At 41.2% G+C, this 22,784-nt stretch carries 22 protein-coding genes and 1 pseudogene; 22 read left to right on the forward strand and 1 reads right to left on the reverse strand.

Annotated elements, in window-relative coordinates:
- The first annotated feature begins 310 nt into the window (after window positions 1-310).
- From ndk to O3664_RS05215, 9 genes are all read left to right on the forward strand, one after another.
- Window positions 311-733 (forward strand): nucleoside-diphosphate kinase, encoded by a 423-nt coding sequence (gene ndk, locus O3664_RS05175; protein ID WP_084928885.1) that lies wholly within the window; start codon window positions 311-313, stop codon window positions 731-733.
- A 133-nt stretch (window positions 734-866) separates the two neighbouring features.
- Window positions 867-1,496, forward strand: a complete 630-nt coding sequence (locus tag O3664_RS05180) for a competence protein (RefSeq protein WP_261120328.1) — start codon at window positions 867-869, stop codon at window positions 1,494-1,496.
- A 95-nt stretch (window positions 1,497-1,591) separates the two neighbouring features.
- Window positions 1,592-2,035, forward strand: a complete 444-nt coding sequence (gene tsaE, locus O3664_RS05185; protein ID WP_229294475.1) for a tRNA (adenosine(37)-N6)-threonylcarbamoyltransferase complex ATPase subunit type 1 TsaE — start codon at window positions 1,592-1,594, stop codon at window positions 2,033-2,035.
- Window positions 2,025-2,543, forward strand: a complete 519-nt coding sequence (locus O3664_RS05190) for an N-acetyltransferase family protein (protein ID WP_371613714.1) — start codon at window positions 2,025-2,027, stop codon at window positions 2,541-2,543. Before tsaE ends, O3664_RS05190 begins: the two co-directional genes overlap by 11 nt.
- Before the next feature lie 7 nt (window positions 2,544-2,550).
- Window positions 2,551-3,606: an LCP family protein gene (locus tag O3664_RS05195; protein WP_020902719.1), complete on the forward strand. Its 1,056-nt coding sequence runs from the start codon at window positions 2,551-2,553 to the stop codon at window positions 3,604-3,606.
- 77 nt (window positions 3,607-3,683) lie between these two features.
- Window positions 3,684-4,940, forward strand: coding sequence for a competence/damage-inducible protein A (locus O3664_RS05200; RefSeq protein WP_000642690.1), 1,257 nt, complete (start codon window positions 3,684-3,686; stop codon window positions 4,938-4,940).
- A 54-nt stretch (window positions 4,941-4,994) separates the two neighbouring features.
- Window positions 4,995-6,149 carry a recombinase RecA gene (recA, locus tag O3664_RS05205; protein ID WP_049550557.1) on the forward strand — a complete coding sequence of 385 codons (1,155 nt, stop codon included), beginning with the start codon at window positions 4,995-4,997 and terminating at the stop codon, window positions 6,147-6,149.
- A gap of 115 nt (window positions 6,150-6,264) precedes the next feature.
- Window positions 6,265-7,635, forward strand: a complete 1,371-nt coding sequence (locus O3664_RS05210) for an MATE family efflux transporter (protein WP_084928787.1) — start codon at window positions 6,265-6,267, stop codon at window positions 7,633-7,635.
- Window positions 7,636-7,731: 96 nt separating this feature from the next.
- On the forward strand, window positions 7,732-8,448 hold the full coding sequence (locus O3664_RS05215; RefSeq protein ID WP_000532883.1) for a YebC/PmpR family DNA-binding transcriptional regulator: 717 nt from the start codon (window positions 7,732-7,734) through the stop codon (window positions 8,446-8,448).
- A gap of 49 nt (window positions 8,449-8,497) precedes the next feature.
- On the opposite strand, the pseudogene O3664_RS05220 reads toward O3664_RS05215, so the two are convergent.
- A pseudogene (locus O3664_RS05220) lies at window positions 8,498-9,145 on the reverse strand (DUF4190 domain-containing protein).
- 213 nt (window positions 9,146-9,358) lie between these two features.
- Here O3664_RS05220 and O3664_RS05225 point away from each other — a divergent pair.
- From O3664_RS05225 to ilvA, 13 genes are all read left to right on the forward strand, one after another.
- Window positions 9,359-9,820, forward strand: coding sequence for a MarR family winged helix-turn-helix transcriptional regulator (locus O3664_RS05225; protein ID WP_084928788.1), 462 nt, complete (start codon window positions 9,359-9,361; stop codon window positions 9,818-9,820).
- Entirely contained in the window at window positions 9,804-11,573 is a 1,770-nt protein-coding gene (locus O3664_RS05230) for an ABC transporter ATP-binding protein (RefSeq protein ID WP_084928789.1), read from the forward strand. The genes O3664_RS05225 and O3664_RS05230 overlap by 17 nt, the downstream gene beginning before the upstream one ends.
- A complete protein-coding gene (locus O3664_RS05235) occupies window positions 11,563-13,323 on the forward strand; it encodes an ABC transporter ATP-binding protein (RefSeq protein WP_371613715.1) in 1,761 nt (586 codons plus the stop codon). Before O3664_RS05230 ends, O3664_RS05235 begins: the two co-directional genes overlap by 11 nt.
- A gap of 95 nt (window positions 13,324-13,418) precedes the next feature.
- Window positions 13,419-13,922: a phosphatase PAP2 family protein gene (locus O3664_RS05240; RefSeq protein ID WP_371613716.1), complete on the forward strand. Its 504-nt coding sequence runs from the start codon at window positions 13,419-13,421 to the stop codon at window positions 13,920-13,922.
- A gap of 113 nt (window positions 13,923-14,035) precedes the next feature.
- A complete protein-coding gene (locus O3664_RS05245; RefSeq protein ID WP_020901878.1) occupies window positions 14,036-14,482 on the forward strand; it encodes a LytTR family DNA-binding domain-containing protein in 447 nt (148 codons plus the stop codon).
- A 4-nt stretch (window positions 14,483-14,486) separates the two neighbouring features.
- On the forward strand, window positions 14,487-15,161 hold the full coding sequence (locus O3664_RS05250; RefSeq protein WP_371613717.1) for a hypothetical protein: 675 nt from the start codon (window positions 14,487-14,489) through the stop codon (window positions 15,159-15,161).
- Between the two features lie 105 nt (window positions 15,162-15,266).
- The gene (rpmB, locus tag O3664_RS05255) at window positions 15,267-15,455 is read left to right on the forward strand and encodes a 50S ribosomal protein L28 (RefSeq protein ID WP_001140948.1); all 189 of its coding nucleotides are present in this window, start codon (window positions 15,267-15,269) and stop codon (window positions 15,453-15,455) included.
- 155 nt (window positions 15,456-15,610) lie between these two features.
- Window positions 15,611-15,976: an Asp23/Gls24 family envelope stress response protein gene (locus O3664_RS05260; protein ID WP_000216437.1), complete on the forward strand. Its 366-nt coding sequence runs from the start codon at window positions 15,611-15,613 to the stop codon at window positions 15,974-15,976.
- Window positions 15,977-15,978: 2 nt separating this feature from the next.
- Window positions 15,979-17,646 (forward strand): DAK2 domain-containing protein, encoded by a 1,668-nt coding sequence (locus O3664_RS05265; RefSeq protein WP_023946709.1) that lies wholly within the window; start codon window positions 15,979-15,981, stop codon window positions 17,644-17,646.
- A gap of 200 nt (window positions 17,647-17,846) precedes the next feature.
- Window positions 17,847-19,547 carry an acetolactate synthase large subunit gene (locus O3664_RS05270; RefSeq protein ID WP_023946707.1) on the forward strand — a complete coding sequence of 567 codons (1,701 nt, stop codon included), beginning with the start codon at window positions 17,847-17,849 and terminating at the stop codon, window positions 19,545-19,547.
- A complete protein-coding gene (ilvN, locus tag O3664_RS05275) occupies window positions 19,540-20,016 on the forward strand; it encodes an acetolactate synthase small subunit (RefSeq protein ID WP_371613718.1) in 477 nt (158 codons plus the stop codon). The genes O3664_RS05270 and ilvN overlap by 8 nt, the downstream gene beginning before the upstream one ends.
- A gap of 170 nt (window positions 20,017-20,186) precedes the next feature.
- Window positions 20,187-21,209, forward strand: coding sequence for a ketol-acid reductoisomerase (gene ilvC / locus O3664_RS05280; protein ID WP_000290683.1), 1,023 nt, complete (start codon window positions 20,187-20,189; stop codon window positions 21,207-21,209).
- 114 nt (window positions 21,210-21,323) lie between these two features.
- Window positions 21,324-22,574, forward strand: a complete 1,251-nt coding sequence (gene ilvA, locus O3664_RS05285) for a threonine ammonia-lyase IlvA (protein WP_000952975.1) — start codon at window positions 21,324-21,326, stop codon at window positions 22,572-22,574.
- Window positions 22,575-22,784 lie beyond the last annotated feature (210 nt).

Consider the following 22,784-nt stretch of genomic DNA (forward strand, 5'->3'; position numbering starts at 1 on the left):
AATAAGAGAGAATGAGAGAACCCTCGGGTTCTCTTTCTCTTTTCTGAAAATTTTCTCCATTTTTCCATGAAATGTGGTAAAATAATACTCAATGAAAATCAAAAAGCAAACTAGGAAACTAGCCGCAGGTTGCTCAAAGCACTGCTTTGAGGTTGTAGATAGAACTGACGAAGTCAGCTCAAAACACTGTTTTGAGGTTGTGGATAGAACTGACGAAGTCAGTAACCATACCTACGGCAAGGCGACGTTGACGTGGTTTGAAGAGATTTTCGAAGAGTATAAAAGAAAGAAGCTGACAAAGGAGATAGGTATGGAACAAACATTTTTTATCATTAAACCAGACGGTGTAAAAAGAGGATTAGTGGGTGAGGTGTTGAAACGCATTGAACAACGTGGATTTACAATCGAAAAATTGGAGTTGCGTTCACAGGTTTCAGAAGAGTTGATTGATCAGCACTATCAGGACTTGGTTGGTCAAAGTTTTTACCCACCGATTCGTGAATTTATGACTTCAGACCCTGTTCTTGTGGGTATCATTTCAGGCCCCAAAGTAATCGAAACTTGGCGGACTATGATGGGTGCGACTCGTCCAGAAGAAGCTTTACCAGGAACGATTCGAGGTGATTTTGCAAAAGCTGCTAGTGAAAACCAAGCTATCCAAAATGTTGTACATGGGTCAGATTCAGAAGAGTCAGCTAAGCGAGAAATTGCTCTTTGGTTTGACGGAAAGTAGTAAAAGTTTGATGTAAGGGTTACTTGCATCAAACTTTTTTGCATTTTAGAGTAGAAAACTGACAGTTGAGAAATATTCTAGCAATGGGGAGGATTTCTAGCCTATAATAAGAGCAAGTAAGGGAGGAAGAATGATGGAAAAAATGAAAAAGCAAATTCGTGTTTTGTTATTGCTGACGGTTTTTGGACTTAGTAGCTGTTCTTGTTTAAGTTTATCGACTTGGGCCTTGATGTTAAATCAAAACTGCTTCTATTATTTAATTGGCATGTTGCTCCTTGCCAGTATTGGTGCAGGGGTAAACTACTATAGAGGACAGGGAAATCAATCTTATTCAGTTTTTAAGGAAGATAAGCAACAATTCTTGTATAGTCTCTTGCTCTTAGTAAACATTTTGGGTTTAGCCTTAATTGTCATAGAGCATATCCTTGCAGGAAATACATCCGTAGAAGGGTTTGTGGAAGCCTTTCTACCTAGTTTCTTTTTCTTATTTGGTATTGATTTGCTAGTCTTTTTACCGATTCAGAAGTATTTAAATGGATTGAAAAAGATTTTAGGAAAGAAGGAAATCTGTTTTATTAGTGGACTAGCTACTCTAATCTTTCTCAGAAATCCTTGGATGCTATTGTCCATGACCTTTTATATTGCCTTGGGAATGCTATTTCTAGGACTGTTGGTGCCAAAAGTCATTCGCTGGGAAGTTTCATTTTACAGTCATTTGATGAGAGATATCTTGTTAGTTGTCTTCTTGCTGTTTCTATTTTAAGAACAAAAAAAGAGATAGTTCTAGTTTTACAATTTATAATATGGAATTCATAGATAATACCTAGACAAAGGACAACTTTTTGGTATAATAGAAACATGTACACTAAAAACGAAGAAGAGTTACAGTCCTTAGGTGAACGTTTGGGCTATTTATTAGAAAAGAATGATGTCTTAATTTTAACTGGTGAACTTGGAGCAGGCAAAACGACATTTACAAAAGGTCTTGCTAAAGGATTACATATTTTTCAGATGATTAAGAGTCCAACCTACACTATCGTAAGAGAGTATGAAGGTCGTCTTCCACTTTACCACCTAGATGTTTATCGTATAGAGGGGGATGCTGATTCTATTGATTTAGATGAGTTTCTCTTTGGTGGTGGGGTAACTGTCATCGAGTGGGGGCATCTTTTAGGTGATGCCTTGCCAGATACTTATTTAGAATTGGAAATTCTAAAAGAAGAAGAGGGTCGCAGACTACATTTCCAAGCAAAGGGTTTGCGTGCAGAAAAACTCTTAGAGGAGCTTCAACATGGAGTATGAATTGCTCATTAGAGAAGCAGAACCTGGTGATGCTGTTGAGTTAGTATCATTTTTAAATCGTGTCAGTGTAGAAACAGATTTTACCAGTCTGGACAGGAATGGCATTTTGATGACAGATACTGAGATGGAGTTGTTTTTGGATAAACAGGCTCACTCGGAAAATCAAATCACTTTACTGGCCTTGTTGAATGATGAAATTGCGGGTCTTGTAAATATCACAGCTGATCAACGCAAGAGAGTTCGTCATATCGGTGATCTCTTCATTGTGATTGGTAAGAAGTATTGGAATAATGGACTGGGAAGTTTGTTACTTGAAGAAGTCGTAGAATGGGCACAGGCTAGTGGCATTCTTCGTCGACTTCAACTAACTGTCCAAACTCGCAATCAGGGTGCAGTTCATTTATATCAACAGCATGGCTTTGTAATTGAAGGTAGACAAGAGCGCGGTGCGTACATAGAAGAAGGGAAATTTATAGATGTTTACCTGATGGGTAGACTGATAGATTGATAGAAATATGGTTAAAAAAATTATTGGAATGGTGCTAGCTTTTCTAGCTGTGACAGTTTTAGGTGTGGGTGTTTTTGCTTATACTATTTATCAGCAAGGTACAGAAACCTTATCAAAAACCTATAAAAAGATTGGGGAAGAAACCAATGTTATTGAGGCTACTGAACCCTTAACGATCCTTTTAATGGGGGTTGATACTGGAAACGAAGAACGAACGGACCCTTGGGAGGGAAATAGTGATTCCATGATTCTTTTGACAGTTAATCCGCACACGAAAAAGACCATGATGTTGAGTTTGGAACGTGATATCCTGACTAAAATTCAGCATAAAGATGGTAGTATTGAAGAAGCGAAACTGAATGCCGCCTATGCGGGTGGAGGTGCAGAATTAGCTATCTCAACCATTCAGAAGATGATGAACATCCATATTGACCGCTATATTATGGTCAATATGCACGGATTACAACAATTAGTCGATGCAGTGGGTGGTATAACTGTCAATAACACGCTAGGTTTCCCGATTTCTATTAGTGACCAAGAGGAATTTAATACTATTTCTATTGGTGTTGGGCAACAAACTCTAAATGGAGATGAAGCTCTTGTTTATTCTCGCATGCGCTACCAGGATCCAGAAGGGGACTACGGACGTCAGAAGCGTCAGCGTGAAGTCATTCAAAAGGTTGTTGAAAAAGTTCTTAGCTTGAATAGTGTTAGTCACTATCAATCTATCCTAAAAGCCTTAAGTACCAATATGCAGACTAATATTGATCTATCTGCGAAAAGTATTCCAAGCTTGTTAGGTTACCAGGACTCGTTTAAAACGATTGAAACTCAACAATTACGAGGAGAAGACGCCGAATTGCAAGGGACATCTTATCAAATCGTAACTGCTAACCATTTGTTAGAGATCCAGAATCTTTTGAGAACTTCACTTGATAAACCGAAGGTGACAGAGTTAGAGACAAATGCAGTCTTATATGAAAATGTTCTCGGAAATCAAAATGGTATCGGTTTGGGAACAGGTACGATTAGTAGTACAAGAAATCAAGAAGATGTAGAATAATCTAATTTATAGTTGAAATCGTGGGAAATTTCCTGCGATTTTTTCAAAAAAATACGAATAGATAGGTAGGAGGAAACATGAAAGCAGAAATCATTGCTGTTGGAACAGAGATTTTGACAGGACAGATTGTCAATACCAATGCTCAGTTTTTGTCGGAAAAACTAGCAGAGATTGGGGTAGATGTATATTTTCAGACGGCTGTAGGAGACAATGAAGCTCGTCTCTTGTCTTTGCTCGAAATTGCCAGTCAACGTAGTAGTCTAGTGATTTTGACAGGTGGTTTAGGGCCAACTGAGGACGATTTGACCAAACAAACTCTGGCTAAATTTTTAGGGAAAGAATTAGTCTTTGATCCTCAGGCGCAGGAGAAGTTGGATGTCTTTTTTGCCCAGAGACCAGACTATGCCCGAACACCGAATAACGAAAGACAAGCTCAACTTGTAGAAGGAGCGATTCCACTGCCAAATGAAACAGGACTGGCTGTGGGAGGAATATTGGAAGTCGATGGAGTGACCTACGTTGTCCTTCCAGGTCCACCAAGTGAATTAAAACCTATGGTTTTAAACCAACTTCTACCCAAGTTGATGACAGGGAGCAAGCTGCATTCCCGAGTTCTTCGTTTCTTTGGGATTGGCGAGAGCCAGTTGGTTACGATTTTGTCTGATTTGATTGATAATCAAACCGATCCGACCTTGGCCCCTTATGCTAAGACAGGAGAAGTCACTCTGCGTCTGTCAACAAAAGCTAGCAGCCAAGAAGAGGCGAATCAAGTGCTGGATATCTTGGAAAATCAAATCTTAGGTCGCCAGACCTTTGAAGGCCTTTCTTTACGAGATCTTTGTTATGGTTATGGGGAAGAAACTAGTTTAGCTAGCATTGTGGTAGAAGAACTGAAAAGGCAAGGGAAAACCATCACGTCTGCTGAGAGTTTGACGGCTGGTCTTTTCCAAGCTAGGGTAGCGGATTTTTCGGGTGCTTCAAGTATATTTAAGGGTGGTTTTGTAACCTATAGCTTGGAGGAAAAATCAAAGATGTTGGATATTCCTGTCAAGGATTTGGAAGAACAGGGTGTGGTGTCTGAATTTACAGCACAGAAGATGGCTGAGCAGGCACGAATCAAGACCCAGTCTGATTTTGGCCTTAGTTTGACTGGTGTGGCAGGGCCAGATAGCCTAGAAGGACATCCAGCTGGGACAGTCTTCATAGGCTTGGCTCAAGAGCAAGGAACTGAGGTTATCAAGGTCAATATTGGAGGCAGAAGTCGAGCAGATGTACGTCACATTGCGGTTATGCATGCCTTTAATCTAGTTCGCAAGGCTTTATTAAGTGACTAACTTTTGATATAATAGTAGATAGGTCTGAGGACCATTAGAATGTAGGAGAATAGAATGGCGAAAAAACCAAAAAAATTAGATGAAATTTCAAAAAAATTCGGGGCAGAACGTGAAAAAGCCTTGAATGACGCTCTTAAATTGATTGAGAAAGACTTTGGTAAAGGATCAATCATGCGTTTGGGTGAACGTGCCGAGCAAAAGGTGCAAGTGATGAGCTCAGGTTCTTTGGCTCTTGACATTGCCCTTGGTTCAGGTGGTTATCCTAAGGGACGTATCATTGAAATCTATGGGCCAGAGTCATCTGGTAAGACAACGGTTGCCCTTCATGCAGTTGCGCAAGCACAAAAAGAAGGTGGTATTGCTGCCTTTATCGATGCGGAACATGCCCTTGATCCAGCTTATGCTGCGGCCCTTGGTGTCAACATTGACGAATTGCTCTTGTCACAACCAGACTCAGGAGAGCAAGGTCTTGAGATTGCAGGAAAATTGATTGACTCAGGAGCCGTGGATCTTGTCGTAGTCGACTCAGTTGCGGCCCTTGTACCTCGTGCGGAAATTGATGGAGATATCGGTGATAGCCACGTTGGTTTGCAGGCTCGTATGATGAGCCAGGCTATGCGTAAACTTGGTGCTTCTATCAATAAAACCAAAACAATTGCCATCTTTATCAACCAATTACGTGAAAAAGTTGGGGTTATGTTTGGAAATCCAGAAACAACTCCTGGTGGACGTGCTCTGAAATTTTACGCATCAGTCCGTTTGGATGTTCGTGGAAGTACACAAATCAAGGGAACTGGTGACCAAAAAGACACCAATGTCGGTAAAGAAACCAAGATCAAGGTCGTGAAAAACAAGGTGGCTCCACCATTTAAGGAAGCCTTCGTTGAAATCATGTACGGAGAAGGGATTTCTAAGACTGGTGAACTCTTAAAAATCGCAAGCGATTTGGACATCATCAAAAAAGCAGGAGCTTGGTACTCTTACAAGGATGAGAAAATCGGGCAAGGTTCTGAAAATGCTAAGAAATACTTGGCAGATAACCCAGAAGTCTTTGATGAGATTGACCGTCAAGTCCGTGTTCAATTTGGTTTGATTGATGGAGAAGAAATTGCTGAAAGCAAAAAAGATGAAGCAGCTCAAGTAGACTCTGTGAATGAAGAAGTAACCCTTGACCTAGGCGATGAGCTTGAAATCGAAATTGAAGAATAAGTTGTTAAAGTAGTGGAGCAAATCCACTGCTTTTTCGATGCCTTATTCTGGTTTTCCGCTCACGCATAGTTTGCTGTTTCTTGTCGCTCCTCTGGAAAGCTGATATAATAGCCTTATGAATAAAAAACGAACAGTGGACCTGATACATGGTCCAATTCTTCCCTCGCTCTTAAACTTCGCCTTCCCAATCTTGCTATCAAATATTTTTCAACAGCTCTATAATACTGCTGATGTCTTGATTGTTGGACGTTTCCTTGGTCAAGAATCCTTGGCTGCGGTAGGGGCGACGACAGCGATTTTTGACCTGATTGTAGGTTTTACTCTTGGTGTTGGTAATGGCATGGGGATTGTCATTGCCCGCTATTATGGAGCTCGGAATTTCACTAAAATCAAGGAGGCAGTAGCAGCCACCTGGATTTTAGGTGCTCTTTTGAGTATTGTAGTTATGCTGCTGGGATTTCTTGGTTTGTATCCTCTCTTGCAATACCTAGATACTCCTGCAGAAATTCTTCCCCAGTCCTATCAATATATTTCTATGATTGTGACCTGTGTCGGTGTCAGCTTTGCCTATAATCTCTTTGCAGGTTTGTTGCGGTCCATTGGGGACAGTCTGGCAGCGCTTGGATTTCTGATTTTCTCTGCTCTGGTTAATGTGGTTCTGGATCTCTATTTCATTACGCAATTGCATCTGGGAGTTCAATCTGCAGGCCTTGCTACCATCATTTCGCAAGGCTTATCAGCGGTTCTCTGCTTTTATTATATCCGTAAGAGTGTGCCAGAACTTTTGCCTCAACTCAAGCATTTCAAATGGAACAAGGCTTTGTACGCTGATCTCTTGGAGCAAGGTTTAGCTATGGGTTTGATGAGTTCAATTGTATCGATCGGCAGTGTGATTTTACAGTCTTCTGTTAATACCTTTGGTGCAGTGATTATTAGTGCCCAGACGGCAGCTCGACGCATTATGGCTTTCGCCCTTCTTCCCATGACTGCTATTTCTGCATCAATGACGACCTTTGCTTCTCAGAATCTAGGAGCTAAGCGACCAGACCGCATTGTTCAAGGACTTCGAATCGGCAGTCGTCTAAGTATATCCTGGGCAGTTTTTGTTTGTATCTTCCTCTTTTTTGCCAGTCCAACCTTGGTTTCCTTCTTGGCTAGTTCGACAAATGGTTACTTGATAGAAAATGGAAGTCTGTACTTGCAAATCAGTTCAGCCTTTTATCCTATTTTGAGTCTCTTGTTGATTTATCGCAATTGTTTGCAGGGTTTGGGGCAAAAAATCCTTCCTCTGGTTTCTAGCTTTATCGAACTAATCGGGAAAATCGCTTTTGTGGTTTTGATTATCCCTTGGGCAGGATATAAGGGAGTTATCCTTTGCGAACCCTTAATCTGGGTTGCCATGACCATTCAACTGTATTTCTCACTGTTTCGTCACCCCTTGATAAAAGAAGGCAAGGAAATTTTAGCAACTAAAGTGCTATCCTAGTTGTATTTACTGAATAAAATCCATTTCCTCTAGTGAAAATCGAAAAAACTTGTGTTATAATAAGAAAGATTAAAATGTGAAAAAAGGAGATTCCTAATGGGACGTAAATGGGCCAATATCGTAGCCAAGAAAACGGCTAAAGATGGAGCTAACTCTAAAGTATATGCAAAATTTGGTGTAGAAATCTATGTAGCAGCTAAAAAAGGTGATCCAGATCCAGAATCAAACTCAGCTTTGAAATTCGTTATCGACCGTGCTAAACAAGCTCAAGTGCCAAAACACGTTATCGATAAAGCTTTGGACAAGGCTAAAGGAAACACAGACGAAACCTTTACAGAAGGACGTTACGAAGGTTTTGGACCAAATGGTTCTATGTTGATCGTGGATACTTTGACTTCAAACGTTAACCGTACAGCGGCTAATGTCCGTGCTGCCTTTGGTAAAAACGGTGGAAACATGGGCGCTTCAGGTTCGGTTTCATACCTCTTTGACAACAAGGGAGTTATCGTATTTGCAGGTGAAGATGCCGATGCAGTCTTTGAGCAATTGCTTGAAGCAGATGTGGATGTGGATGATGTAGAAGCAGAAGAAGGTACAATCACAGTTTACACAGCTCCAACTGACCTTCATAAGGCTATCGTTGCCCTCCGTGAGTCAGGTGTCGAAGAATTCCAAGTTACTGAATTAGAAATGATTCCTCAGTCAGAAGTGGAATTGTCAGGGGATGACCTTGAAACCTTTGAAAAACTTTACAGCGTTCTTGAAGACGACGAAGACGTACAAAAGATCTACACAAACGTAGATGGATTTTAATAGAAAAACGAACAGTTTTACTAGCTGTTCGTTTTTTTGATATTTGAACTTAGAATCTGGTTTCAGAATCGTTTTGTTGATTGCTTTTTTCTAGACCTAGACCGACTGCATGTTTTTGGACGAGCAAGAGCTTTCCATTGTCCTGTTTTGCAAAAGTTAAGGTAACAGTCTTGATCTTGTCTCCAATGGAGATATAGGTGATTTTTTTCGTATCGTAACCCCCAAGAGTGAAGTCAAACTCGGAATCTGGCTATCCGTGTTTGTTGATAATATCCTTGTAGTTGGTACCACCTTTTCCTTTGTTGTCAAGGTCACCTTCGATTAAGGCGTCGAACTGTTCTTGAGTCCAGGTGAAGGTATCGTCTGTCGAGCCGCTTTTTTCTTCGCGTTCCATTGAGGCATTCGTATCCATGTAGGAACGGTAAAACTCCCTGGCATACTCTTTGTAGACATCAGCGTATAGTACCTGAGTCGTAAAGAAAAGTACAACAGAGGCAACTGCCAGGGATGTTCCGATAATAGCTATTTTTTTCCGTTTTTTGAGGTTGACGATAAGACCGATAATCCCCAAGATAAATGCGACGATGCCGATGAACAACGATGGATAGTTAATAAACGGGATCCAGGATCCTAAAAGTGCGATGGCTCCAAAAATGGTTGCTAAGATTCCTAAAACTCGTTGTTCTTCTGGTTTCATTTGAAAGTTTTCTCCCTTCATTGAGTGAATGGATTCCTACCCACAGTAGTGAGCACTAATTATATAAAAAATCTTGCCTAATGTCAATTTAAACTAAAATAGTTCTCTAGGAAACTTTTTCTTGACATCTCTTTTTAAAGTGGTAAAATAGTTCTCATGGAAACTTATTTAGTTCCTAGGAGAACTAAATGTGATAGTTAGAAAGGAGTTAGTATGGATAAACCGATGTTAGTCTTTAAGCGTTTTGGTCATCAGATTCACCTGATGGTGCAAAAGGAAGCCAAACGTTGTGGTATTGAATTTATGGGTGGGCCTCAAGGGCAGGTTCTGCATTTTTTAGATCATTGTGAACAAAAAGAGGAACTGGTCCTGATTAAGGATATCGAGCAGGAACTCAATATTACCAAGTCTGTTGCTAGTAATTTGGTCAAGCGTATGGTGCAAAATGGTTTGGTGGAATTGGAGGCGAGTCCTAGCGATAAGCGGGCAAAATTTGTTCATTTGACGGACAAAGCACGTTCTCGAATGAAGCAGGTTAAGGCCTTCTTTGAACGCATAGACAAGCAGTTGATGGCAGACATTGATGAAGATGAATTACTGATTTTTGAGAAAGTCCTCAATCAACTACAGGAAAATATCAAGAGAATAGGAGGAGATAATGAAGAAATTAGCTAAACGAATTAGTAGAAAAGAATGGGGGATGATTTTACTAGCCATTCTCTTTACCTGCTTTTCAGTCTACCTAGAGTTGGAAGTTCCGACCTATATCTCGAAAATTACGGATTTGCTGGGAAGTCAAGGAACCAACTTGGATGAGTTATGGCAACCAGCAGGTATGATGGTCGGAATGTCTTTTTTTGCCTTCTTATCCGCAGTCGCAGTTGGATTTTTTGCATCCCGAGTGGCGGCTTCTTATACTAGTAGGCTGAGAAGTGATATTTTTAACCGAGTTTTGGATTACTCGCAGACAGAGATTAAGAGATTCTCTATTCCCAGTCTTTTAACTCGTACTACCAATGACATTACTCAAGTTCAGATGTTGATTACCATGGGCTTGCAAGTAGTTACGCGTGGTCCGATTATGGCTATCTGGGCTATCGGGAAGATTTTAGGTCATTCAGAATACTGGCTCTGGGCCGTACTTGTGGCAGTGATTGTCAACGTTCTGATGACGACTGTTTTGATGACGCTAGCCTTTCCAAAACAGTCCTTGATTCAGGGGCTGACTGATAAACTGAACAGTATCACTCGTGAGAGTTTAACAGGTATTCGCGTCGTTCGCGCCTACAATGCTGAAGAATACCAAAATGAAAAATTTGCAGCAGCAAATGATGAATTGACACGCTTGAATTTGTTTGTCAACCGTCTTATGGCTATTTTGAACCCTATCATGATGGGAATTTCAAGTGGTTTGAGTGTGGCGATTTACTGGATTGGGGCCTATGTGATTAACGACGCTGCTCCGATAGCACGTCTGCCTCTCTTTAGTGATATGATTGTTTTCATGTCTTATGCCATGCAGGTTGTCATGGGCTTCCTTCTCATGGGAGCACTCTTCATCGTTCTTCCCCGAACTATAGTCTCTGCTAAGCGCATTAATCAAGTTTTAGATTTGCATTCTTCTATCCAAAACCCTGCTCAAGTGCAGCTGGCTGATGAAAACCTCAAAGGTCAGGTCGAATTTAAGGATGTGACCTTCCGATATGCGGCAAATTCGGAGGCGGTTATTGAGAATGTTAGCTTTAAAGCAGAAACTGGTCAAACAGTGGCCTTCATTGGGTCAACGGGTTCAGGTAAATCAACTCTGGTCAATCTGATTCCACGTTTCTACGATGTGTCAGCAGGAGAAATCCTGGTAGACGGTGTCAATGTTCAAGACTATGACTTGAATGATTTGCGCAACAAGGTTGGTTATATTCCTCAGAAAGCGATTCTCTTTTCAGGGGATGTCAAGGGCAATCTAGACTTTGGACAAAGTCAAGAAACACCGCTTAGTGAGCAGGCTATGTGGCAAGCTTTGGAATTGGCCCAGTCTAAGAACTTTATCGAAGACAAGGAAGCGGGCTTAGAGTCAGAAGTGGCCCAAGGAGGAACCAACTTCTCAGGTGGTCAAAGACAGCGTCTGGCCATTGCGCGTGCCTTGGCTCGGAATCCAGAAATCCTCATCTTTGATGACTCCTTCTCAGCCTTGGACTACAAGACAGACCGTGTCCTACGCCAAGAGCTAGCAGAGAAAACAAAACCTATGACCAAGCTTATCGTCGCTCAGCGAATTTCTACAATTATGGATGCTGATTTGATTTTGGTCTTGGATCAAGGAAAAGTCGTGGGACAAGGCACCCACAAGGAACTTCTAGCTAATAACGAAGTTTACCAAGAAATTGCCTATTCACAACTATCGAAGGAGGAATTGGAACATGGAAAATAAGAAAATGTCTCTTTGGAAACAGAGTAAACCCTATCTTGCAGGTCTCCAGTTTGCCCTTCTAATCGCCTTTCTAGCAACAATCTTATCCAATATCATTACTGTATATGGCCCGACCCGCATCAAGGAAATGACTAATATTATTGCCAGTGGACTAGAAACAAGTGTAGATGTCGCGGCGGTTGCAGCTATTGGTGGTTTTTTGGCCGTCATCTATGTGATTGGGCTTCTATCAAATTATTTGCAAGCCTTTCTGTTTACAACAGCCATTCAACGTTTTTCAGAGCGCTTGAGAACAGCGATTGCAGAGAAAATTAATCGTCTTCCATTAGGATATTTTGATGGACATTCTCAAGGAGATACCTTGTCTCGTGTGACCAATGACGTTGACACTGCAGCCCAATCCCTCAATCAAAGTCTGGGAACAGTTCTTTCATCCACTTTATTGGTCGTGGCAGTCTTGGTAACCATGTTTGGGATGAACTGGATTTTAGCCTTGGTGACAGTTGTTTCAACTCTTATCGGTTTTTCCTTCGTTTCCATCTTTATGGGCAAATCGCAGGGCTTCTTTAAGAGTCAGCAACAGGATTTGGCAGCCGTTAATGGCTATGTGGAGGAAATGTACTCTGGCCATAATGTGGTGACCAGTTATAATGCCATCGAGAGCACCAAAGAAGAATTTGCGACACTAAACCATCGTCTATATGACAGTATCTGGAAATCTCAGTTTATTTCAGGGATTATGATGCCGATCATGATGTTCATTGGGAACTTTAGCTATGCCTTAGTGATTATCGTCGGTGCAGCCTTGGCCTTAAATGGGCAGATTAGTATCGGGATTATCGTTGCCTTTATGGCCTACGTGCGTATCTTTTCTCAGCCCCTTTCACAAATCGCTCAAGGGATTACTAGTCTGCAGCAGGCTAGCGCAGCCATGGGACGTGTTTTCGAATTCTTAGGTGAAGAGGAAATGGAAGATGAATCCCATAAAGAAAGACAATTGAGCGCTATGAAAGGTCAAGTGGTCTTTGATCGAGTTTCCTTTGGTTACACACCAGAGAGAACCATTATTCATGACTTTTCTGCGACCGCTCATGCAGGTCAAAAAGTTGCCATTGTCGGTCCTACTGGAGCTGGGAAGACGACTATTGTCAATCTTTTGATGAAGTTTTATGAGATTGATAAGGGAAGTATCCGCATCGATGGTGTGGATACCAAGGAGATGAAGCGTTCGGAAGTACACGATGCCTTTTCAATGGTCTTGCAGGACACCTGGCTCTTTGAAGGCACCATTCGCGACAATCTCATCTATAACCAAACAGGTATTAGTGATGAGCGCGTGATTGAAGCCAGCAAGGCTGTTGGTATTCACCACTTTATCATGACTCTACCAGATGGTTACGATACCGTCTTGGACGACACAGTGACCTTGTCTGTCGGACAAAAACAACTCTTGACCATCGCTCGTGCTTTGTTGAAAGATTCACCACTCTTGATTTTAGATGAGGCGACATCTTCGGTTGATACTCGTACTGAGGAATTGATCCAGAAAGCCATGGACCGATTGATGGAGGGAAGAACTTCCTTTGTCATCGCCCACCGCTTGTCAACTATCCGAAATGCTGATCTGATTCTTGTCATGAAAGATGGCAATATCATTGAGCAAGGCAATCATGATGAGTTGATGGCACAAGGAGGCTTCTACGCTGACCTTTATAACAGTCAATTTACAGAAGACGAAGCAGAAGAATAAACCCAAAGAAGGCTTGACGGCCTTCTTTTTCTGCACTATACTAGAAGACAAGTGCTTCCCTGTAAGCAAAATTTGAGTAAGTGATGAGAGAATATATGAAAAATTATCAAGAATGGTATGACCACATCGCTGGTATCATTAAAAATAATCCTCTCTTTCTGAGATTGTTAAGAGTTTTCAATCGGTTCATGACAGTAGTTATGCCTATAGTTTATCTGACCTTGTTAACCACTATCTATTTCCGAGAAGGATTTGGGAAACAGGTCTTGATGTATGTGTTTATTCCTGCATCAGGTTTTGTGATTTTGTCCTTTCTTCGTAAGAAAATCAATGCCCCTAGGCCTTATGAAGTTTGGGAAATTGTACCGCTACTAGACAGAGATAGTCCTGGTCAGTCTATGCCTAGTCGTCATGTCTTTTCAGCAACCATTATCTCCATTGCTTGCTTACACGCTAGTCTATCTGTAGGGCTTATCTTGTTGGTCTTGTCAGCCCTCCTGGGTCTAGTAAGAGTCCTAGGTGGCGTCCATTATCCCAAGGATGTCTTGGTTGGTTATATTTGTGCCCTTGTGTGGGGTTTGATTTTCTTTCTATTTTGACCTGTAAGTTAAGGCGGTCTTACAACCACTTACGTGGCTAAAGTAACCACTTGCTTTTTTGCTCTTGTTTTCTTATTTTGGCTTTGATATAGTAGAGTCAGAAAGGAGATGGAATGAAGTTACGAATCGAAATTGACAGCAATTTAGAGGAAACTGAAATTGTCATCAAGGCAGCGGCTTTGACAGATGAGATTGCGGATTTACAGCGCCTCTTGCAAGAATCCAAGTCTCCTCGGTTGATTTTTTACAAGGGGACGGGTGAATATTATCTGGACTTGTCGGAAATTCTTTTCTTTGAAACAGAGGGGAACAAGATTTACGCCCATACCCAGAAAGATGCCTACGAGGTTCGACTTAAACTCTATGAGTTAGAGTCTATCCTGCCCCGTTATTTCAGTCGAGTATCCAAGTCGACCATTGCTAATATTCGGCAAGTTTACTCGGTGGACAAGTCCTTTTCAGGAACGGGCACCATTTCCTTTTATCAGACCCACAAGGAGGTTCATGTCTCACGACATTACCAATCCCTCCTAAAAGAAAATCTAAGAAACATGAGGTAAGAACATGAAAAAGAAAGCATTTGGTATTGTGTTGCTAGTATTGGCAGCTTTAATATTATTACAAGGAAATTTTGGAATCCCTTCATTCGGTGGGCAAATTTGGCCCTTGATTGGTATTGCTTTTTTTGCCTACCAATCAGTTGGAGCTTTGTTGCGTCGCCACTTAACCTCAGCCTCTTTTACAGCTCTAGTAGCCTTACTAATTGCCAACCACTCTTATGATATTTTACCGATTCCCAATCAGTCACTGTTCTGGGCAGGAATTCTGATTGTTCTCGGAGTAAGTATGTTGACTCATTCTAACAGAACTTGGAATGGAAAAAAATGGTGGTATGATGGTAAAAAGACCATTCTTACAGATAAGGAAGTTGCTTTTGGGACTGGGACTTTCTACAAGCAAAATCAAGAATTGGTAGACGACCAAGTAGAAGTTGGTTTTGGAAATGCTAAGATATATTACGACAATGCAGAGATTTTAGGAGATACTGCAAGTCTGAAAGTAGAAGTTGGTTTTGGCAATGCAGTTATCTATGTTCCCCAACATTGGCGAGTGGATTTGAAGGTGGAAACTTTCTGTGGTGTAGCCAAGGCAGATACTTCTCTAGCTCCAACCAGTAAAACTTTGATTATACGTGGAGATGTGGCTTTTGGAAAGTTGGGGATTGTCTACGTTAAATAAAAAAATCTTCCAATCCCCTTGCAAAAATGAAGAAAGTGTGATAACATAGTACAGTATGTGGTGCTAGCACATCCGCTATATTAGATCTAATAGGAGGAAAACACAATGGCTAAAGTATGTTACTTTACAGGTCGTAAGACTGTATCAGGAAACAACCGTTCACACGCGATGAACCAAACAAAACGTGCCGTAAAACCAAACCTTCAAAAAGTTACTGTTCTTATCGATGGTAAACCTAAAAAAGTTTGGGCTTCAGCTCGTGCTTTGAAATCAGGTAAAGTTGAACGCGTTTAATAATAAAAGTAAGGAGACCTTAGGGTCTTTTTTCTTTTACTGTAGATATAAAATCATTTGAAAAATAGAGTAAATATCCGCTGATACAGTATTCTGCTTTTACACTTGGGCTGAAATATGATAAAATAGAGTATCAACTAGTTGAGGTAAAAAGGATGACTGTAAAAATTAATACAAAAGATGGTCAAATCGAACTAACAGATGAAGTGATTGCAACCGTCGTAGGTGGAGCAGCAACTGAAATTTTTGGTGTGGTCGGTATGGCTAGTAAAAATGCCCTCAAAGATAATTTCCAAGCCCTTCTAGGTAAGGAAAATTATTCTAAAGGTGTCGTCGTAAAGGCGGCCGAAGATGGCAGTATTGCAGTTGATGTATATACCGTGTTGAGCTACGGAACAAAGATTAGCGAAGTGTCAAAAAACATTCAAGAGCGTGTTCGTTTTAGTTTGGAAAACCAACTTGGAATTACCGCTCAGACTGTAAATGTCTACATTCAAAATATCAAAGTTGTAGGAGAATAACCGTGTCAAAAATTACTACTAGCCTATTTCAAGAAATGGTGCAGGCTGCATCAACTCGTTTGAATAAGCAAGCTGAATATGTCAATTCATTAAACGTCTTTCCAGTTCCAGATGGAGATACTGGAACAAACATGGGAATGACCATTGAAAATGGTGCTAAGGAAGTTGCAGACAAACCAGCTTCTACAGTTGGAGAGGTAGCGAGCATTCTTGCCAAAGGTCTTTTGATGGGCGCGCGTGGGAACTCAGGAGTTATTACGTCTCAGCTTTTCCGTGGATTTTCACAAGCCATCAAGGATAAAGACGAGTTAACAGGTCAAGACTTGGCCCTTGCCTTCCAATCAGGTGTGGAAGTTGCCTATAAGGCAGTTATGAAACCAGTTGAAGGAACGATTTTAACAGTTTCTCGTGGGGCTGCTATCGGTGCTAAGAAAAAAGCTGAGCAAACAGATGACGCTGTTGAAGTCATGCGCGCAGCCTTGGAAGGTGCTAAAACAGCTCTAGCTAAAACACCAGACATGCTTCCAGTATTGAAAGAAGTTGGTGTTGTGGACTCAGGTGGTCAAGGATTGGTCTTTATCTACGAAGGTTTCCTTTCAGCCCTTACTGGCGAATATATTGCATCTGAGGACTTTGTAGCGACTCCAGCCAATATGAGTGAGATGATCAATGCAGAGCATCATAAGTCTGTGGCTGGTCACGTAGCGACTGAGGACATTACCTTTGGTTACTGTACTGAAATCATGGTAGCTCTTAAGCAAGGTCCAACCTATGCCAAAGATTTTGACTACGACGAATTCCGTAACTACTTGAATGAACTCGGGGATTCTCTCCTTGTTGTCAATGATGATGAAATTGTCAAAGTCCATGTCCATACAGAAGATCCAGGACTTGTTATGCAAGAAGGTCTTAAATATGGTAGCTTGGTCAAGGTAAAAGTTGACAATATGCGTAACCAACACGAAGCACAGGTTGAGAAAGAAACTGCCCAAGTTAGCAAGCCTGCTGAAGAAAAAGAGTATGCTTTGATTGCTGTAGTGGCTGGTAAAGGTCTAGCAGATATCTTCCGTTCTCAAGGTGTGGATTATGTTATCGAAGGCGGTCAAACTATGAACCCTTCAACAGAAGACTTTATCAAGGCTGTTGAACAGGTTAACGCTCGTAACATCATCTTCCTGCCAAACAACAAAAACATCTTCATGGCAGCTCAATCTGCAGCAGAAGTTTTGGAACAACCAGCAGTAGTGGTGGAAGCTCGTACTTTGCCACAAGGTTTGACAAGTCTTCTCGCCTTTGATCCAAGTAAGTCCATAGAAGAAAACCAAGAGCGTATGACTGCTGCTCTTAGCGATGTCGTTAGTGGAAGCGTCACAACAGCTGTGCGTGATACAACCATTGATGGCTTAGAAATCCATGAAAACGATAATCTAGGTATGGTGGATGGGAAAATCCTCGTGTCAAACCCTGATATGCACCAAACCTTGACAGAAACCTTGAAACATATGTTGGATGAAGATAGTGAAATTGTAACCTTCTATGTCGGTGAAGACGGAAGCGAAGAACTTGCCAATGAAATTGCCCAAGAAATCGCAGAAGAATTCGAAGATGTTGAAGTCGAGATTCATCAAGGTCAACAACCTGTTTACCCATACCTATTCAGTGTGGAATAAGATTAATGAAGAACTGAGAAATCAGTTCTTTTTTCTTTTTTAGTAAATGAAATCGGTATCTTTTTAATAAAAACAAAAATAACATTCATAAATAAACGTTAAAATAGAAAATTCAGAAAATTTCTTCTTTTCTCTTGAAAAATTTTGAAAAAATGGTATGATAGTAACAAGTTATTTTTAAGAGAAGAGAAAGGGGAACAATGGAGAAAATCAGTTTAGAATCTCCTAAGACGGGGTCGGACCTAGTTTTGGAAACACTTCGTGATTTAGGAATTGATACCATCTTTGGTTATCCTGGTGGTGCAGTCTTGCCTTTTTATGATGCGATATATAATTTTAAAGGCATTCGCCACATTCTAGGACGCCATGAGCAAGGTTGTCTGCATGAAGCTGAAGGTTATGCCAAATCAACTGGAAAGTTGGGTGTTGCCGTCGTCACTAGCGGACCGGGAGCAACAAATGCCATTACAGGGATTGCGGATGCCATGAGCGACAGTGTTCCCCTTTTGGTCTTTACAGGACAGGTTGCGCGAGCAGGGATTGGGAAGGATGCCTTTCAGGAGGCAGACATCGTGGGAATTACCATGCCAATCACTAAGTACAATTACCAAGTTCGTGAGACGGCAGATATTCCGCGTATCATTACGGAAGCTGTCCATATCGCAACTACAGGTCGACCAGGGCCAGTCGTAATTGACCTACCTAAAGATGTATCTGCTTTGGAAACAGAATTCATTTATTCACCAGAAGTGAACCTACCAAGCTATCAGCCGACTCTTGAGCCAAATGATATGCAAATCAAGAAAATCTTGAAGCAATTATCCAAGGCTAAAAAGCCAGTCTTGCTAGCTGGTGGGGGGATTAGTTATGCTGAAGCAGCTGCAGAATTAAATGAATTTGCAGAACGCTATCAAATTCCAGTGGTAACCAGTCTTTTGGGACAAGGAACGATTGCAACGAGTCATCCACTCTTCCTTGGAATGGGAGGCATGCACGGGTCATTCGCAGCTAATATTGCCATGACGGAAGCTGATTTTATGATTAGTATTGGTTGTCGTTTCGATGACCGCTTGACGGGGAATCCTAAGACCTTTGCTAAGAATGCTAAGGTTGCTCACATTGATATTGACCCAGCCGAGATTGGCAAGATTATCAGTGCAGATATTCCTGTAGTTGGAGATGCTAAGAAAGCCTTGCAAATGTTGCTGGCCGAACCAACAGTTCATAACAACACTGAAAAATGGATTGAAAAAGTTACTAAAGACAAGAACCGCGTTCGTTCTTATGATAAGAAAGAGCGTGTAGTTCAACCGCAAGCTGTTATTGAACGAATTGGTGAATTGACGAATGGAGATGCCATTGTGGTAACAGACGTGGGTCAACACCAAATGTGGACAGCTCAGTATTATCCATACCAAAATGAGCGTCAGTTAGTGACTTCAGGCGGTTTGGGAACGATGGGATTCGGAATTCCAGCAGCAATAGGTGCTAAAATTGCTAACCCGGATAAGGAAGTAGTCTTGTTTGTTGGGGATGGTGGTTTCCAAATGACTAACCAGGAATTGGCTATTTTAAACATTTACAAGGTGCCAATCAAGGTGGTTATGCTGAACAATCACTCACTTGGAATGGTTCGCCAGTGGCAGGAATCCTTCTATGAAGGTAGAACATCAGAGTCAGTCTTTGATACCCTTCCTGATTTCCAACTGATGGCACAAGCTTATGGCATTAAAAACTATAAGTTTGACAATCCTGAGACCTTGGCTCAAGACCTTGAAGTCATCACTGAGGATGTTCCTATGCTAATCGAGGTAGATATTTCTCGTAAGGAACAGGTGTTACCAATGGTACCAGCTGGTAAGAGTAATCATGAGATGTTGGGGGTGAAGTTCCATGCGTAAAATGTTAACAGCAAAACTACAAAATCGTTCAGGAGTCCTCAATCGCTTTACCGGTGTCCTGTCTCGTCGTCAGGTCAATATCGAAAGCATCTCTGTTGGAGCAACAGAAGATCCGAATGTATCGCGCATCACCATTATTATTGATGTAGCTTCACATGATGAAGTGGAGCAAATCATCAAGCAGCTGAATCGTCAGATTGATGTGATTCGCATTCGAGATATTACAGACAAGCCTCATTTGGAGCGCGAGGTGATTTTGGTTAAGATGTCAGCGCCAGCAGAGAAGCGTGCTGAGATTCTAGCCATTATTCAACCTTTCCGTGCAACAGTGGTAGACGTAGCGCCAAGCTCGATTACCATTCAGATGACAGGAAATGCTGAAAAGAGTGAAGCTCTATTACGAGTCATTCGACCATACGGTATTCGTAATATTGCTAGAACGGGTGCAACTGGATTTACCCGCGACTAATACTCTTCGAAAATCTCTTCAAACCACGTCAGCTTCGCCTTGCCGTACTCAAGTACAGCCTGCGGCTAGCTTCCTAGTTTGCTCTTTGATTTTCATTGAGTATAAAAATCCAACTTAAATTTGTTAAACCAGCCTAAAAGGCAATAAATAATAGAAAAGAGAGAAAAACTATGGCAGTTCAAATGGAATATGAAAAAGATGTTAAAGTAGCAGCACTTGACGGTAAAAAAATCGCCGTTATCGGTTATGGTTCACAAGGACATGCGCATGCTCAAAACTTGCGTGACTCAGGTCGTGATGTCATCATCGGTGTACGTCCAGGTAAATCTTTTGACAAAGCAAAAGAAGATGGATTTGACACTTACACAGTAGCAGAAGCAACTAAATTGGCTGACGTTATCATGATTTTGGCACCAGACGAAATCCAACAAGAATTGTACGAAGCAGAAATCGCTCCAAACTTGGAAGCTGGAAACGCAGTTGGATTTGCTCATGGTTTCAATATCCACTTTGAGTTTATCAAAGTTCCTGCGGATGTAGATGTCTTTATGTGTGCTCCTAAAGGACCAGGACACTTGGTACGTCGTACTTATGAAGAAGGATTTGGTGTTCCAGCTCTTTACGCAGTATATCAAGATGCAACAGGAAATGCTAAAAACATTGCTATGGACTGGTGTAAAGGTGTTGGAGCAGCTCGTGTAGGTCTTCTTGAAACAACTTACAAAGAAGAAACTGAAGAAGATTTGTTTGGTGAACAAGCTGTACTTTGTGGTGGTTTGACTGCCCTTATCGAAGCAGGTTTCGAAGTCTTGACAGAAGCAGGTTACGCTCCAGAATTGGCTTACTTTGAAGTTCTTCACGAAATGAAATTGATCGTCGACTTGATCTACGAAGGTGGATTCAAGAAAATGCGTCAATCAATTTCAAACACTGCTGAGTACGGTGACTATGTATCAGGTCCACGTGTAATTACTGAGCAAGTTAAAGAAAACATGAAAGCTGTTTTGGCAGACATCCAAAATGGTAAATTTGCAAATGACTTTGTAAATGACTATAAAGCTGGACGTCCAAAATTGACTGCTTACCGTGAACAAGCAGCTAACCTTGAAATTGAAAAAGTTGGTGCAGAATTGCGAAAAGCAATGCCTTTCGTTGGTAAAAACGACGATGATGCATTCAAAATCTATAACTAATTGATAGAAATTAAGGTGAAGGCGAGTTGGGGGACTAACTCGCTTTTATAATCAATTCATCTCTTTTTTAAGAGGAATGATTGCGATAAGTATGAAATAGTCTAGGAGAAAATGATGTTAAGTTCAAAAGATATAATCAAGGCTCATAAAGTCTTGAACGGTGTGGTTGTGAATACCCCACTGGATTACGACCATTATTTATCGGAGAAGTATGGCGCTAAGATTTATTTGAAAAAGGAAAATGCTCAACGTGTTCGCTCTTTTAAAATTCGTGGTGCCTATTATGCCATTTCCCAGCTCAGCAAGGAAGAACGTGAGCGTGGGGTAGTCTGCGCTTCTGCGGGGAATCATGCGCAGGGAGTTGCCTATACTTGCAATGAAATGAAGATTCCTGCAACTATTTTCATGCCAATTACTACTCCGCAACAAAAGATTGGTCAAGTTCGCTTTTTTGGTGGGGACTTCGTGACTATTAAATTAGTTGGAGATACTTTTGATGCCTCAGCCAAAGCAGCTCAAGAATTTACAGTCTCTGAAAATCGTACCTTTATTGATCCCTTTGATGATGCCCATGTTCAAGCTGGTCAAGGGACAGTTGCTTATGAGATTTTAGAAGAAGCTCGAAAAGAATCGATTGATTTTGATGCTGTTTTGGTCCCTGTTGGTGGCGGTGGTCTCATTGCTGGAGTTTCTACCTATATCAAGGAAACAAGTCCAGAGATTGAAGTCATTGGGGTAGAGGCTAATGGAGCGCGTTCCATGAAGGCTGCCTTTGAAGCTGGTGGACCAGTCAAACTCAAAGAAATTGACAAATTTGCGGATGGGATTGCTGTGCAAAAGGTAGGTCAGTTGACCTATGAAGCAACTCGTCAACATGTTCAAACTTTGGTAGGTGTCGATGAGGGATTGATTTCTGAAACCTTGATTGACCTTTATTCTAAGCAAGGGATAGTCGCAGAGCCTGCTGGAGCAGCTAGTATCGCCTCTCTAGAGGTTTTAGCTGAATATATCAAGGGGAAAACCATTTGTTGTATCATTTCTGGAGGAAATAATGATATCAACCGTATGCCAGAAATGGAGGAGCGCGCCTTGATTTATGATGGGATCAAGCATTACTTTGTGGTTAATTTTCCACAGCGTCCAGGGGCCTTGCGTGAGTTTGTAAATGATATCTTGGGGCCAAATGATGATATCACACGTTTTGAGTATATTAAGCGAGCTAGCAAGGGGACAGGCCCAGTATTAATTGGGATTGCCTTGGCAGATAAGCATGATTATGCAGGATTGATTCGTCGAATGGAAGGTTTTGATCCAGCTTATATTAACTTAAATGGTAACGAAACGCTCTATAATATGCTTGTCTGAGGACTAATAAAAAAATATCATATTATTTGCACAATTGATGTATAGGTGCTATAATGAAGATGAAGAAAGGGGGCGATTCCTATGGACTTAGGAAATCGGTTACGCTATTTCTATCATAACTCATTATAGTACCTATGTTTTTTGATTCAGTTTATAGTAAGGGAGTAAAATTACTTGTTATATGTAAGGAGTTTTTTGAAATCTACTATT

It is taken from the genome of Streptococcus sp. 27098_8_109 (assembly GCF_041432295.1).
In the GTDB taxonomy this organism is placed as follows: domain Bacteria; phylum Bacillota; class Bacilli; order Lactobacillales; family Streptococcaceae; genus Streptococcus.

Coding starts and splice junctions, on each gene's coding strand:
- ndk (WP_084928885.1), top strand. CDS start 311: ATGGAACAAACATTTTTTATCATTAAACCAGACGGTGTAAAAAGAGGA.
- O3664_RS05180 (WP_261120328.1), top strand. CDS start 867: ATGGAAAAAATGAAAAAGCAAATTCGTGTTTTGTTATTGCTGACGGTT.
- tsaE (WP_229294475.1), top strand. CDS start 1,592: ATGTACACTAAAAACGAAGAAGAGTTACAGTCCTTAGGTGAACGTTTG.
- O3664_RS05190 (WP_371613714.1), top strand. CDS start 2,025: ATGGAGTATGAATTGCTCATTAGAGAAGCAGAACCTGGTGATGCTGTT.
- O3664_RS05195 (WP_020902719.1), top strand. CDS start 2,551: ATGGTTAAAAAAATTATTGGAATGGTGCTAGCTTTTCTAGCTGTGACA.
- O3664_RS05200 (WP_000642690.1), top strand. CDS start 3,684: ATGAAAGCAGAAATCATTGCTGTTGGAACAGAGATTTTGACAGGACAG.
- recA (WP_049550557.1), top strand. CDS start 4,995: ATGGCGAAAAAACCAAAAAAATTAGATGAAATTTCAAAAAAATTCGGG.
- O3664_RS05210 (WP_084928787.1), top strand. CDS start 6,265: ATGAATAAAAAACGAACAGTGGACCTGATACATGGTCCAATTCTTCCC.
- O3664_RS05215 (WP_000532883.1), top strand. CDS start 7,732: ATGGGACGTAAATGGGCCAATATCGTAGCCAAGAAAACGGCTAAAGAT.
- O3664_RS05225 (WP_084928788.1), top strand. CDS start 9,359: ATGGATAAACCGATGTTAGTCTTTAAGCGTTTTGGTCATCAGATTCAC.
- O3664_RS05230 (WP_084928789.1), top strand. CDS start 9,804: ATGAAGAAATTAGCTAAACGAATTAGTAGAAAAGAATGGGGGATGATT.
- O3664_RS05235 (WP_371613715.1), top strand. CDS start 11,563: ATGGAAAATAAGAAAATGTCTCTTTGGAAACAGAGTAAACCCTATCTT.
- O3664_RS05240 (WP_371613716.1), top strand. CDS start 13,419: ATGAAAAATTATCAAGAATGGTATGACCACATCGCTGGTATCATTAAA.
- O3664_RS05245 (WP_020901878.1), top strand. CDS start 14,036: ATGAAGTTACGAATCGAAATTGACAGCAATTTAGAGGAAACTGAAATT.
- O3664_RS05250 (WP_371613717.1), top strand. CDS start 14,487: ATGAAAAAGAAAGCATTTGGTATTGTGTTGCTAGTATTGGCAGCTTTA.
- rpmB (WP_001140948.1), top strand. CDS start 15,267: ATGGCTAAAGTATGTTACTTTACAGGTCGTAAGACTGTATCAGGAAAC.
- O3664_RS05260 (WP_000216437.1), top strand. CDS start 15,611: ATGACTGTAAAAATTAATACAAAAGATGGTCAAATCGAACTAACAGAT.
- O3664_RS05270 (WP_023946707.1), top strand. CDS start 17,847: ATGGAGAAAATCAGTTTAGAATCTCCTAAGACGGGGTCGGACCTAGTT.
- ilvN (WP_371613718.1), top strand. CDS start 19,540: ATGCGTAAAATGTTAACAGCAAAACTACAAAATCGTTCAGGAGTCCTC.
- ilvC (WP_000290683.1), top strand. CDS start 20,187: ATGGCAGTTCAAATGGAATATGAAAAAGATGTTAAAGTAGCAGCACTT.
- ilvA (WP_000952975.1), top strand. CDS start 21,324: ATGTTAAGTTCAAAAGATATAATCAAGGCTCATAAAGTCTTGAACGGT.